Annotated in this window: 12 protein-coding genes and 4 tRNA genes; 3 read left to right on the forward strand and 13 right to left on the reverse strand. The window is 39.2% G+C overall.

The annotated features are described in order from the left end of the window. Positions 1-2: 2 nt before the first annotated feature. The 9 genes from rplY to BEN71_RS05285 all read right to left on the reverse strand — a co-directional run bounded on the left by rplY (position 3) and on the right by BEN71_RS05285 (position 5041). A complete protein-coding gene (gene rplY / locus BEN71_RS05245; RefSeq protein ID WP_068973418.1) occupies positions 3-299 on the reverse strand; it encodes a 50S ribosomal protein L25 in 297 nt (98 codons plus the stop codon). A 99-nt stretch (positions 300-398) separates the two neighbouring features. Then, a complete protein-coding gene (locus BEN71_RS05250; RefSeq protein ID WP_068973417.1) occupies positions 399-1352 on the reverse strand; it encodes a ribose-phosphate pyrophosphokinase in 954 nt (317 codons plus the stop codon). Between the two features lie 36 nt (positions 1353-1388). After that, positions 1389-1463 (reverse strand) — tRNA-Gln (locus BEN71_RS05255). Positions 1464-1556: 93 nt separating this feature from the next. Then, positions 1557-1631: transfer RNA gene (locus BEN71_RS05260), tRNA-Gln, on the reverse strand. Positions 1632-1661: 30 nt separating this feature from the next. After that, positions 1662-1736, reverse strand: a tRNA-Gln gene (locus BEN71_RS05265). 38 nt (positions 1737-1774) lie between these two features. Next, a tRNA-Gln gene (locus BEN71_RS05270) sits at positions 1775-1849 on the reverse strand. A 4-nt stretch (positions 1850-1853) separates the two neighbouring features. Beyond that, complete coding sequence (gene ispE, locus BEN71_RS05275) at positions 1854-2681, reverse strand: 4-(cytidine 5'-diphospho)-2-C-methyl-D-erythritol kinase (RefSeq protein WP_068973481.1); 828 nt, start codon at positions 2679-2681, stop codon at positions 1854-1856. A gap of 30 nt (positions 2682-2711) precedes the next feature. Next, entirely contained in the window at positions 2712-3320 is a 609-nt protein-coding gene (lolB, locus tag BEN71_RS05280; RefSeq protein WP_068973416.1) for a lipoprotein insertase outer membrane protein LolB, read from the reverse strand. A gap of 8 nt (positions 3321-3328) precedes the next feature. Continuing rightward, positions 3329-5041: a tetratricopeptide repeat protein gene (locus BEN71_RS05285; RefSeq protein WP_193924999.1), complete on the reverse strand. Its 1713-nt coding sequence runs from the start codon at positions 5039-5041 to the stop codon at positions 3329-3331. 77 nt (positions 5042-5118) lie between these two features. Between BEN71_RS05285 and hemA the strand changes: the two genes are divergently transcribed. After that, positions 5119-6405, forward strand: coding sequence for a glutamyl-tRNA reductase (gene hemA, locus BEN71_RS05290; protein ID WP_068973415.1), 1287 nt, complete (start codon positions 5119-5121; stop codon positions 6403-6405). Positions 6406-6411: 6 nt separating this feature from the next. Here the strand turns inward: hemA and BEN71_RS05295 are convergent, their stop codons facing one another. The 3 genes from BEN71_RS05295 to BEN71_RS05305 form a co-directional block, all read right to left on the reverse strand. Then, positions 6412-6831 carry a hypothetical protein gene (locus BEN71_RS05295; protein ID WP_068973414.1) on the reverse strand — a complete coding sequence of 140 codons (420 nt, stop codon included), beginning with the start codon at positions 6829-6831 and terminating at the stop codon, positions 6412-6414. Between the two features lie 22 nt (positions 6832-6853). Continuing rightward, positions 6854-8761 (reverse strand): DNA primase, encoded by a 1908-nt coding sequence (locus BEN71_RS05300; RefSeq protein WP_068973413.1) that lies wholly within the window; start codon positions 8759-8761, stop codon positions 6854-6856. 123 nt (positions 8762-8884) lie between these two features. Further along, positions 8885-9928 carry an outer membrane protein assembly factor BamD gene (locus BEN71_RS05305; RefSeq protein ID WP_068973412.1) on the reverse strand — a complete coding sequence of 348 codons (1044 nt, stop codon included), beginning with the start codon at positions 9926-9928 and terminating at the stop codon, positions 8885-8887. Between the two features lie 71 nt (positions 9929-9999). Here BEN71_RS05305 and rluD point away from each other — a divergent pair, with 71 nt between their 5' ends. Next, on the forward strand, positions 10000-11052 hold the full coding sequence (gene rluD / locus BEN71_RS05310) for a 23S rRNA pseudouridine(1911/1915/1917) synthase RluD (RefSeq protein ID WP_068973411.1): 1053 nt from the start codon (positions 10000-10002) through the stop codon (positions 11050-11052). A 233-nt stretch (positions 11053-11285) separates the two neighbouring features. Here rluD and BEN71_RS05315 read toward each other — a convergent pair. Next, positions 11286-12418 (reverse strand): IS3-like element ISAba14 family transposase gene (locus BEN71_RS05315; protein ID WP_223155595.1). Its coding sequence is split into 2 segments (ribosomal slippage): positions 11286-12166 and positions 12166-12418, totalling 1134 coding nucleotides; the frame shifts between segments, so codons are not numbered across the junction. A 263-nt stretch (positions 12419-12681) separates the two neighbouring features. Here BEN71_RS05315 and pgeF point away from each other — a divergent pair. Continuing rightward, positions 12682-13434, forward strand: coding sequence for a peptidoglycan editing factor PgeF (pgeF, locus tag BEN71_RS05320; RefSeq protein WP_068975884.1), 753 nt, complete (start codon positions 12682-12684; stop codon positions 13432-13434). Positions 13435-13481: the final 47 nt, after the last annotated feature.

The following is a 13481-nucleotide window of genomic DNA, read 5'->3' on the forward strand; positions in this document are numbered from 1 at the left end:
ACTTATGCGCGTTTGAAGTCAGCGTGCATTGGCGTGTTTTTAGAAGGGTGACGTTGTAAAGCTTGGATTTTAACGCTTTCAACTTTACCTTCGATGTTGATTTCAACAACTTCTTCAAAGAAAGCATTGCTTTCTAAAGCTTTAACAAGCTCACGAAGTTCTAAAGTTACAGCAACAGGAGCAGCTTCACCACCGTAGATGATCGCTGGTACTTTGTTTTGAAGACGAAGGCGGCGGCTCGAACCTTTCCCTTGAACTGCTTCTTCACGTGCTACTGCATTTAATACGAAGTTTGCCATGATAGACATTCCTAATTTAAGTTTAATTGACTAGACCTTCGACCAGTCTAGTGATAGAAAGCCCCACCAAAAGGCAGGGCTTTGAAATTCAGCGCTATATTATAGATAAGAATCGAACATTGCGCTAATAGATTCTTCGTTGTTAATACGACGAATTGTTTCAGCAACCATACTTGCTACTGAAACTTGGCGAATCTTACCAAGTTTTAATGCTTCATCTGAAAGTGGAATGGTGTCAGTAACAACCAATTCATCAATCACAGAGTTGCTTAAATTTTCTAGTGCTTTACCTGAAAGTACTGGGTGTGTTGCATAAGCAACAACTTTACGCGCACCGAATTTTTTCAATGCATCAGCAGCTTTACACAATGTACCAGCTGTATCAACCATATCATCGACGATGACACAATCACGATCTTTCACATCACCAATCAAATGCATCACTTGTGATTCATTCGCTTTTTGACGACGTTTATCAATGATTGCAAGGTCAATATCACCCATTTGTTTAGCAACAGCACGTGCACGAACTACACCACCAACGTCAGGTGAAACCACCATCAAGTTGTCATGTGATTGTTGACGTAAGTCAGCAAGTAATGCAGGAGTACCGTAGATGTTGTCTACAGGGATATCGAAGAAACCTTGGATTTGGTCAGCGTGCAAGTCGATCATCACAACACGGTCAATCCCTACAGTTGTGAGCATATCTGCAACAACTTTAGCAGTAATTGGAACACGAGTTGAACGAGGACGACGGTCTTGACGTGCATAACCGAAGTAAGGAATCACAGCAGTAATACGACCAGCACTTGCACGACGCAAAGCGTCAGCCATTACTAAGATTTCCATGAGGTTATCATTGGTAGGGGCACAAGTAGGTTGTACGATAAATACGTCTTTACCACGTACGTTTTCAGTAATTTCAACAGTGATTTCACCGTCAGAAAATTTACCTACAGCGGCAGCACCCAGAGGGATATGCAAATGGCTAACGACTTTTTGGGCGAATTGTGGATGCGCAGTTCCACTAAAAACGACAAGATTGGGCATGAAGCACCCTTGGCGGTTGGCAGATTTAAAAATAGATGGCAGGGGCGGCTGGATTCGAACCAACGGATGCCGAGATCAAAACCCGGTGCCTTACCACTTGGCGACGCCCCTAATGCGGCAGAATTTTAGTATTTTTACATGTTTATGTCAAGGTAAATTGACTGAAAATGTAAATTACCATGTTCTGTCTTTTTTGAAAATAGATGGCAGGGGCGGCTGGATTCGAACCAACGGATGCCGAGATCAAAACCCGGTGCCTTACCACTTGGCGACGCCCCTAAAACGATGTGTTGTTCGATGTATAAGTAATGGCAGGGGCGGCTGGATTCGAACCAACGGATGCCGAGATCAAAACCCGGTGCCTTACCACTTGGCGACGCCCCTATTACTTAGATGAACAAACATCTTACAGATGAAAATGATGGCAGGGGCGGCTGGATTCGAACCAACGGATGCCGAGATCAAAACCCGGTGCCTTACCACTTGGCGACGCCCCTATCATTACACTTTAAAATGAACTAAAGGTGATTCATTTAAACTGTTCACAATGTAAGCTTTACACGGTGAATGTTTTAAAATTTCATCTACATTCATTTGTTCAGTGATTTCAACAAAAACACAAGCACCTGTACCTGTAAGCTTTGCTGTACCGAACTGATCTAAATACTGCATGGCTTCATCGACTTCAGGATATAGACTTCTTGCCAAAGGCTCAAAGTTATTTCCAAAATCAGATGGCTTTAGCTGATAGGCGCAAAATTTAGTAGGCTTCGTATCTCTTGTCAATGTTTTTTGTGAAAATAGTAGCTGAGTGCTGATAAAACAGTCAGGTTTTAACACAATGTATTGTTTTTGATCTAAGTCTATGAATGTTAAGTGTTCGCCAATGCCTTCCGCCCAAGCATTTCGTCCATGCACAAAGATTGGTACATCTGCACCTAATTGAACACCGAGTTCTGCCAACTGATCAATTGTTAAACCACACTGCCAAAGTTGATTGACCACGATCAGCGTGGTCGCAGCATTGGATGAGCCACCGCCTAAACCTGCACCCATTGGAATGGTTTTTTCGATTCTAATTTTTAAGCCCGTTATTGCTTTGGCAAAAGGTTTTAAAATTTGTGTGGCTTTATAGATTAAGTTTTGTTCAATATCGACACTATTCAATCCATCAATTGAAATCTGATGATCTTCTGTTTGCGTAAACTCCAACCAATCATACAAATCGATCAGTTGGAAAATGCTTTGCAACTCGTGATAACCATTGTCACGACGACCAGTAATGTGCAAAAACAGATTAAGTTTTGCAGGCGAGGGTACACGAATCATAGCTTTCATTGTCTAAATTGAATTCAATACTTAACGATTTTGAATCACCATTGTAATACGATTTTCTTGATCATTTTCCAATGTTTGTTTCAAAATCAATTTATTGGGGAGTGTTGCCTTATCATTGTAGCTGAAATCTACCACCCAACCATCTTCAACCAATTGTACAATCCGTTGTGAAGTATCACGTTGAATTTGGGCATTTTCAGTTGCAGGGAATGCCTGTACCCAATTGATAATATGAGTAATGGGTGCAACCCAACCTGTGGCTTTTTCAAGTAATTCTTCTGGATTTTCAGCGCTAATTAAACCTGTTTTGGTACTATTTAGCATGACCTCACCAGATTTTCCTTCGATGATGGTCTTTCCAATTCCGAGGATACCGTTCAGTTGAATATTGAAATTCTCTTGGTCTTGAGACCATGTATAGAATGCGCTGCCCGATTGTTTGGGGGTTTTCACTCCAATTTTACCTTGTAAATCAAATTGATTACTTGGCTTTTGAAGTGATGGTGTGCTTTCTGTTGGTGCTTCAACAGTCGTTGTCGTTTGAGTAGGTTTAACAACTTGTTGGCAGCCTGCGAAACTCAGTGTTGCTGTCGCTGTCAGGGTGAAAATAAGCTTTTGAATATGACGCATACCCGTAATTAACTCTTTTTAATCTGTGGCGGTAATATTAATGAATCTAATTGATTTAATTGCGGATCATTTGGATGATTTTGTTTGAGTTGTTGTAACACTTCATTAAATTCTGGCAATGCACCTTGCATATACAATGCTTTTGCATAGCGCACGCCAATATTGACGCTGTGACTCAAGCTATAAGCTTTACTCAGAATATTTGACGCTGCATCAAAGTCATTTTGTAAGAAGGTAATATAACCAAGTGTATCTAAGATCGAAGCTTGGTCTGGTGCGTACTCCAAAGCATGTTCTGCATAGCTTCGTGCCTCACCTAAACGTCTGTTTTGTAACGCCAATGTATAGGCGTAGGCATTGAGGTAAGCAGGGTTGTTTGGTTCAATATTTAATAGCTGTTTCAATGCTTTATCGAGTTGATCACGATCTTCAAAAGGATCAAGCAATAATACTTCTGAGTAAAGTAGTTCTGGATCATCGGGAAGATTTTTAACTGCTTCTTTGAGTAGACGCAATGCTGCTTTTTTATTGTCCATGCGCTTTAAAATTTCAGCCTGAGCTTGGTATAAAAAACTCGCATGTTGCGGATAATTCACACGTTCTTGAGTGAGAAAACGCAAAGCATCATTCATTTTGTTTTGGCGATCATAAATTGAAATTAGATTACGTCTAGAAACTGTATATAAATTTCCATCGACCAAACGATAATAAGCTTTGGCTGTTTCATCATTTTGCTTACGTTCAGCATTGACTGCTAAATAATAATAGGCTTCATTTTGGTAGCGTGATGAGTAACGAAGTTCGACTAAATATTGTTCAGCTTGATCCAGTTTTTTTAAATCAATCGCAGTTAAACCCGCAATAAATAAAGCTTCTTCTGCATCTGGCCAAGTTTTTATCATCTTTTCTAACTTTTCAAGTGCTTGCTCAGATTGATGAATTTTAATCAGATATTTAACTTCAGCAAGTCGAATATCATAGTTAAATTTATTCTTTCGGCTACTACGATCATACCAGTCCGCAGTTGCTTCTTGGTCACCTAAAGCTTCCAATAAATTGGCTTTCATCAAAATAAAACCAGTGACTTTCGGACGCTTTTTGAGTGCTTTGTTGACGGTCACTAAAGCTTGTTCAATATTGTCATTTTGGGCTTCTAAGCCAGCAATCAAAATGAGTACCGAGGGATTATTCTTTTCTTTACTGGCATTGAGTGTATTGAGTAAGTCAATTCGATCGGTTTCGGAGTCAGGTGCAATTCCTTCTAGGATTTTTTCTAAATCCGCATTGGAATCAATATTTAAAATACTATCCAATGTTTGTGCAGCAAGCTCATACTCATGAGATTTTAAGGCAATATGTGCTAAATAAAATTTTGCAGGAACGTCATCAGGTTCTTGTACAACCCAATGCGTTGCAATGTCTAAAGCTGCCTGTAAATCATTTTGTTCAATGGCAATGTTTAAAGCACGTTGTTTGATTGTCGTCGAGTTACTGCGAATCGCAAGTACAGTATAGTTGTGCAGTGCTGTTGCTGTATCGTGATAAGCCAACGAAAATTCGGCAATAATGCTTTGCTTTAATGCGTCAGTATTATATTTTGCATGATAAAATTCTCCAGATGCTCTAATATGAGCACTAGAAGCCATGCTACCAACCAGTAAGAATGTGGTAGAATATTGCTTAATTGTCATGCCGTTGAAACGGCTGTTTGTTTGACGCAATTTTTTCGAATCCAAGTATGCTTTTTATGACACCGTTATTGCACAATAACATAAATTTAGCGAAATGATGATCTGATATGTCTTTCTTTGCATTGGGTGTCAACCATCAAACTGCTTCTGTTGAGCTACGTGAACAAATCGCTTTTAATCCAGAACGATTAAAAGATCTACTTGTTACGCAAAGTCACCAATCAAATTTAAATGATATGGTGGTGGTTTCAACATGTAACCGTACTGAAGTCTATGCCATGGCTGAAAATGCCGATATGGTATTGAATTGGCTCGCCCAAACCAATGGTATTGATGTAAAGCAATTGTCAAATCATGTATATCGTTATGAAAATACCGATGCAGTATCGCATTTGATGCGTGTTGCCAGTGGTTTAGATTCTTTGATGCTTGGTGAACCGCAAATTCTAGGGCAAGTCAAAACAGCATTATCTTTAGCCAAAGATGCTGAAATTGTTTCGCAAAATCTCAATCAAATTTTTGAATATGCTTTCTATGCAGCAAAACGGGTACGTTCTGAAACTGCGGTAGGAAGTCATGCTGTTTCAATGGGTTATGCTGTTGCTCAGTTGGCATTGCAAGTCTTTAGTAAGCCCGAAAAATTGACGATTATGGTGGTCGCTGCAGGGGAAATGAATAGCCTAGTGGCAAAACACTTAGCTGAAATGGGCGTTGCAAAAATTCTGATTTGCAACCGTAGTCGTGAGCGTGCTGAAAAATTAGCCCAAGAAATCGCACATCGTGTTGAAGTTGAAATTATTCCTTTTGATGAATTGGCTGAAAATTTATATCGTGCCGATGTCATTTCAAGCTGTACGGGGAGTCTGCACCAAGTGATTGCATTTGCAGATGTGAAGGCGGCGCTGAAAAAGCGTCGTTATAAGCAAATGCTCATGGTCGATTTAGCTGTTCCTCGTGATATAGATCCAAAAGTTGAAAGCTTGGATGGAGTGTATCTATACGGTGTAGATGACTTGCAGACTGTGATTGACGAGAATCTTGCGCAACGTCGCCAAGCCGCTGTTGAGGCAGAAGTGATGGTGAATCAGCTGGTTACGCAGATGATCACGCAACAGAAAGTCAAAGAAGCAGGTAGTACTATTCAACTGTTTCGTGAGCATGGTGAAGATCAAAGTCAGATTGAATTGGCAAGTGCGATGGAACGGATTCAGTCAGGGGAAGATACGCAACATGTGATGGCGGATTTTGCGCATCGTTTAACGCAAAAGCTTCTACATCCAACGTCTATTTTATTGCGTGAAGCGGCTCAACATGAAGATCCTTCACATTTTGAATGGATGAAAGACAATATTCAGGATATTTTTGAGCAAGAACGAAAGCCGAAGGCAAAATAAAAAGCATTACTCATCTCTTGAATACGTTTCGTGAATTGCAAATTGTTTTTGTGCAATAAACTCACAGAAGCAATGTTGCCCGATGATTAAAAAACGAGTGAGATCAAGTCGGTTGAGTGGGTCATAATCTTTCATTTTATCGAGATCACTCTGATCGCATCTAAAAATTCCACGATAGCCATTTTCGATAATTGTTGATAAATCATATTTCTGATCAAGCGCTTCTGCCCACATCTCATTATTTTCATAATAAAAACATGCGACATGTTTAAAATTCAGCTCAAAATAGACAATATTTTCTGAACCCTGATAACCACCATCCAGTGTGATTTTTAAATGTTCTTGCTGTTGTGAAATATCAATTTTAAAATCACAGCCTTCTAGAAAAACATCGTCTAAATCAATTGAAATAAGCGGTTGGGGCATTTTAAATTTACATCCTTTGTATCTAGCTATGTACTAATTTTAAACTAATTTTCTTGGTCAATTCGTTCAATTGTTTACGCAGATTACGTGATTCACTCAAAGACGTTGGGGCTTTGAGTTTTTGTTTTAAATACTTTTCTTGAAGTGAGAGAGAGTATTCCGAAGCCAATTTATCCGCCAGTTCTGGTGCTTCTGTTAAAGCTTGAATATTTGTACGTTGCATGATTTCAGCAAGTTCCAAATGATATGCACCACAAGCGCCTAAAATATAATAAGTTGCTAAGTCTTGATCATCAGGTAATTCGTCAAAAACTGAATCAAATACCGCTAAAATCTGTGCCAATAATTCATCATTTGGAATGATTGCGCGCAAAACTTCAAAGTGAATATAGAGAAATGGATGTTGCATCAAAATCGCAACAGCAAAGTCTTCATCTTTGGTACGAATATTAAAAGACAGCGAGGCATCTACACTGACTTGAGGTTGCCATTTACGGTTAAAGCCGAGTTTTTCTTTAAAGAATTGACGAAGCAAATAACGATAAGAACCTTGTTTCGGTAACAGTTCAGTCAGTTGATTGAGTTCAGCCATGACCTGACTTTTTCCTTCAGGTGTAGTCACATCATAGTTTTGACTGAGTAAGGCAAAGACAAAATCTGATAGTAAAGGCGATTGTTGCCAAATTCGATGGAAAGTTTCTAAACCTTCTTTACGAATCAATGAGTCAGGATCGTGTTCTTTAGGTAAGACAAAGAATTTCAGCTCACGACCATCATTGAGTAAGGGGAGAGCAATTTCTAAAGTACGTCTTGCAGCTTTTTGACCTGCGGCATCACCATCAAATGCGATGGTAATTTGGCTATTTTGCTTAAATAGAATATTGAGATGGTCAGCATTACTGGCTGTACCGAGAGTTGCAGTCGCACCTGAAATGCCATTTTGCTGTAGTGCAATGACATCCATATAACCTTCAACCATGAGCCAATTTTGCGCACGGTCTTTACGACCCTCATATAAACCATACAGCAGTTGGTTTTTATGAAACACTTCCGAATCAGGCGAGTTGATGTATTTGGGCTTAATTTCATCATTTAGCGCACGACCACCAAAACCAACCACACGACCTTTACTGTCTCGAATTGGGAAAATGACTCGATCACGCAGTAAGTCAAAGTCACGACCACTATCACTGGTACGAATTAACCCAAGAAGTTTTAAACCTTCAATATCTTGAGGAAAGGCTTTTTCTAAATGTTGCCAATCTTCAGGTGCATAACCTAAACGCCAATATTGGATGGTGTCAGCACTTAAGCCACGATGTTTAAAATAGTTCTGAGCAACTTTACTACTTGGCAGTTGCTTTTCGTAGAACTGGGCAATGTTTTCAAGCAGGTCATACAGGTTGCCATCTTGAGGAATTTGCTCAAAGGCTTGATTAAATTGCGTAGGATCAAAATCCTCTGGATCAGGATATTGGCTAAATGCTTCAAATGGGTCTATTTCAAAAGATTGGTTATTTATCTGCTCTTTAGTTTGTACAACGTCTTTTGGCTTTTGCTCAACAGACTTAGTCTCCGCTTTAGGTTGCGTTTTAACTGCTTCACGCTTATAAGAAATTTTTTTATTATCAAAATTATCTTTGGGAAGTTCTACACCTGCATGACTCGAAAGCTCTTTCATGACATCGATAAAATTACGATTATCAATGTCCATCAAGAAGCGAATCGCATTTCCGTTCGCTTGGCAACCAAAGCAGTGATAATACTGTTTGTCACGATAAACGTGAAAAGAGGGCGATTTTTCCTGATGAAAAGGACAGCAACCTGAGTAGGTGCGACCTGTCTTTTTCAATTTCACACGTTGACCGATTAGATCGACGATATCGGTACGATCTAAGATTTGATCAATAGTGTGCTGAGGAATTGCCATAGAAAAGCCAAACAGTATTCTGTATTACGAGTAAGGCAAAGTGTACCTTAGTTTGAAATTTAAAAATATCTAAGCATAAAAAAGACGGGTAAAAACCCGTCTGATGATGTCGCAATTAAATGATTATTTATTGCGTTGGCTATCATATAAACTTTCATCTGCACGTGCAGGTTCAGCCGATACTTCACGATTTGGACGATCTAATAAACCAAAAGTCATTTTGTTTAAAAGACTTGATTTTTGTTCGGTATTGGCAGAAGTTTCAGCATTTTCTTCATTCGACATGTTTGCATCTTTAGATACATCTGCTTTATCACCACGACCTAAGATACCCAGTGTTGCACGGTTCCACCAGCTTGCTTCTTTACGTGCAGCACGTAGATTCACTTCACCATTGGATTTGACCAAGTTTGGATAATTCAGTTTTAAAACTTCGATATATTGTTGAGCTGTCGCTTTATCCCCAAGTTTGTTGTAGCCATACGCCATGGTTGCTAAAGCTTCAGGTACTTGAGGAGTCTGCGGATAATGCTCAACCACCCATTGTGAACGTTCAACAGCAGCAAGATACGCTTTACGTTGAATATTAAAACGAGCCGCATTCATTTCACTTTCAGCCAACTCTTGACCAATAAATTTCATACGTTGCGCTGCATCAACTGAGTATTGGCTAGATGGATAGCGACGAATCAAATCGACAAAGTTTTGATAAGCAACTTTTAAGTAGCCTAAGTCACGGTGCGCCTGCTTAAGTGAAGTATAACGAAGCAAGCTGTCATAGTTTTGCTCCATATTTGCCACGCCACGTACATAATATGCATAGTCTAAATTCGGATGTTGAGGATTCAAGCGAATAAAGCGATCTGCAAGTGCAATTGTGCCTTCATAATCTTTTTGCTTAAATTTTGTATAAAGCAATTCCAATTGAGCTTGTTGTGCATATTGCCCTGTTGGGAAGTAAGTATCCATTGCCTCTAAGGCTTTTGCAGCATCGCCATATTGTCCTTTATCGAGGGACTTCATCGCATTATTGAAATAAGTCTGCTCATTTGATTTAGGACCCGTATCAACAACATCCTTCTTCGGATTGCTGCTACAGCCTACAAATGCAGTTGCTAAGCCTACAGTTAAAGCAAGCATTGTGACTTTATAACGTGGTAGCGACATAAAAATTCCTCTGTTTATACGGGCAATAGGCTACAATTGCGCTATTAAACCACTTTTGTCCGAATGAGCAAATGACTTCAGCACACTCTTCTAATTCTAATTTCTCAGAAAATGATTTCAATCTACTTGAAGATTCTGAGGATGCAGATAATCATAATTCTGCGCCGACTGCAACACGTTTATCGTTGCAATTTCAACTGGATGAAAGCTATTTAGGACTGCGTATCGACCAAGTAGCAGCAACCGTTTGGAGTGAATTTTCACGTGAAAAACTCAAACAATGGTTGAAAGAAGGTCATTTGTTGGTAAATGGTAACATTGTTAAACCTAAGTATAAATGCGAAGGAAATGAGCTACTTACTTTAGAAGTTGAGCTAGAAGCGCAAACTTCTGCACAGCCTGAAAATATTCCGTTAAATATTGTTTATGAAGACGATGACATTATCGTGATTAATAAACCTGTTGGAATGGTCGTTCATCCAGGTGCAGGAAATCCAAATGGTACGCTTGTAAATGCATTACTTTACCATTTTCCTAAATCTGCGGAATTAACACGTGCAGGCTTAGTTCATCGTATCGATAAAGATACCAGTGGTCTATTGGTGGTTGCGAAAAATCTTGAAGCACAATTTTCTTTGAGTAAGCAACTTGCCAAAAAATCGGTCTATCGTGTTTATGACTTGATTTGTTATGGCAATATCATTGCAGGCGGAACAATTGATGAACCGATTAAACGCCATCCAGTCGATCGTGTCAAAATGGCAATTCTTCCAGGTGGGCGTGATGCAGTGACGCATTATAATGTGAAAGAACGCTTCCAGCATTTCACTCGTGTTCAAGCTCAACTGGAAACAGGGCGTACGCATCAGATTCGTATCCATTTCACTTATATCGGTTATCCATTGGTGGGTGATCCTGTGTATATGAGTCGTGTTAAAGTTCCTGCAGGTGCATCTGAAAAGTTAACAACAACTTTAAGAGCATTTAAACGTCAGGCTTTACATGCATCTAAACTGGGCTTGATTCATCCTCGTACCAAAGAAGAAATGATGTTTGAAGCACCGTGGGCGGAAGATTTTACTGCATTGGTTGAAGTACTACGTTCTGAAAATAAAGCGTATTAATCTCTGATGTTACGTAGTAATGTCAAATATCAATTGTCCGTTGATATGAAGTGGATACGCGATAACGTCATCCACAGGTGTTTGAGGCAAGACTACTTTTAATTGAAAATGTTTTTGCGACATATTCAATATTTTGACGGTAGCTGACGAGTTTTGTGGATGACAATGGTTTAGAGGTGGTCCCACTTGTTTGAACAACTAAAAGCGTATTTATAAGTGATATTCCGCTCTAGTTAAGCCACCTTGTTTTGTTGGGGTAGCTGATCATAGTAAAACTCATTTGGTGTCATTTTGTCTAGACTCGAATGAGGTCGTTTCAAATTATAAAACTCAAAATATGCACTTAATTGCTTTTTCGCATCTGTGACACTGCTATAAGCTTTGAGATACACCTCTTCATATTTAACGCTCCGCCATAATCGTTCAACCATCACATTATCTACCCATCGACCTTTACCATCCATACTGATTTGAATGCCATTTGATTTCAATACATCAATAAATGCATCACTGGTAAACTGGCTGCCTTGGTCTGTATTAAATATTTCAGGTCGACCATATTTTTCAATCGCTTCATTTAAAGCCGAAATACAAAAATCCACCTCCATACTAATCGATACCCTATGCGCAAGTACCTTGCGGCTATGCCAATCAATCACAGCACATAAATAAACAAAGCCTTTTGCCATAGGGATATACGTTATATCCGTAGACCACACTTGATTACTGCGCTGAATAGCCAACCCTTTGAGCAGATATGGATATTTACGGTGAGCTTGATTAGCCTGGCTTAAATTTGGTTTGCAATATAACGCCTGAATACCCATTTTCTTCATTAAAGTACGTGTATGACGTCGTCCTATATGATGTCCTTGACGATTCAACAAATCACGCATCATACGACTGCCTGCAAAAGGATATTGCATATGTAATTCATCAATACATCGCATCAGCTTCAGATCTGATGCACTCACAGGTTTTGGGCGATAGTAATAACAACCACGGGAGACTTTCAGCAGCTTAGCTTGCTTAGATACTGAAATCTGAAGTGAGTCGTCGATTAACTTTTGTGGTTGAAGCGGCCCAGTTTCTTCAACACACCTTCTAAAAAATCAATTTCTAATGCCTGCTCACCGATTTTTGCATGTAGTTTTTTTAGATCGATGGGTGGTTCTGTTGGAGCTTTTGATTGATCGAAAGCTTGCGAGGAAGCTGAGATCAATTGATTTTTCCAGTCAATAATTTGGTTTTGATGAACATCAAACTCAGCACTCAATTCAGCAAGTGTTTTTTCTGCTTTAATCGCAGCAAGTGCTACCTTAGCTTTAAAATCATTTGAATGATTTCTTCTTGGTCTACGTGCCATAAAATACTCCATATATTGATGTTTATAACATCATTTGAGGAGCAGAATATCACTTATAGGAGTTGTTCAAATTTACGGATCCATCTCTGTTTTGCCTACTTTTCCCGAAAGAAAAGTAGGTCGAGCCGAAGGCAAGTTCCTAAATCAAAACTTCTGATGTAAGACTCCAGCGAATAAGCTTTAAAATAATGCTGTTTTTGAAGTGAGTAACATTAGCTAATTACTTAGATAAGTAAGGTTGGAATAAAAGATTGGAGATTGACATGCAATTTGTTCAAGGATTACCTGATGGTGTGTACGTGGGACAAACCCATATTCAACATGATCAAGCTTTGCCCTCGGTACAGCCTGAACTTGAAGGTTTTAATTTAGCTTTGCATGTCAATGATGATCCGAAACGTGTGCAACAGCATCGTATGATTTTATTGGATGAATTTGCCGAATTTGGTGTTAACAAAATCACATGGATGACGCAAACCCATAGCACCATTTGTCATACCATTAATGATGAAATAACCTTTGAAGCATTAGAAGGTGATGGTTTGGTGACTCAAACTCAAGGTCATGCCTTGATGATGATGACTGCGGATTGTTTGCCAATCGTGCTTGGAAATGCAGATGGTTCTGAAATTGCCAATTTACATGCCGGTTGGCGTGGTCTTGCTGGCGGTATTGTTGAAAATACCATTACAGAAATGAAGAGCGCACCGACTTGGGCATGGTTAGGTGCTGCCATCAGCCAACCATGTTTTGAAATTGGTGCAGAAGTGAAACAAGCTTTTTGTGAAAAATATCCTGAACTTGAAACTGCATTTAAAGCAGGGGAAAAGTCAGGTAAATATTTTGCAGACTTATATGCGATTGCATGTTTTATTCTCAAATTACATGGTGTGGAAAATGTGACGGGTGGTGATCAGTGTTCATATTTACAAGAACAGGATTTTTATTCTTATCGACGTCATGCCAAAACAGGACGTATGGCAACATTTGTATTTATGAAAAATGCAAATGCGTGATTTAAAATGCTTATATTCATTTTAAATCGTCTTGTATCGAATTTTAT

The organism is Acinetobacter wuhouensis (genome assembly GCF_001696605.3).
Lineage (GTDB): Bacteria > Pseudomonadota > Gammaproteobacteria > Pseudomonadales > Moraxellaceae > Acinetobacter > Acinetobacter wuhouensis.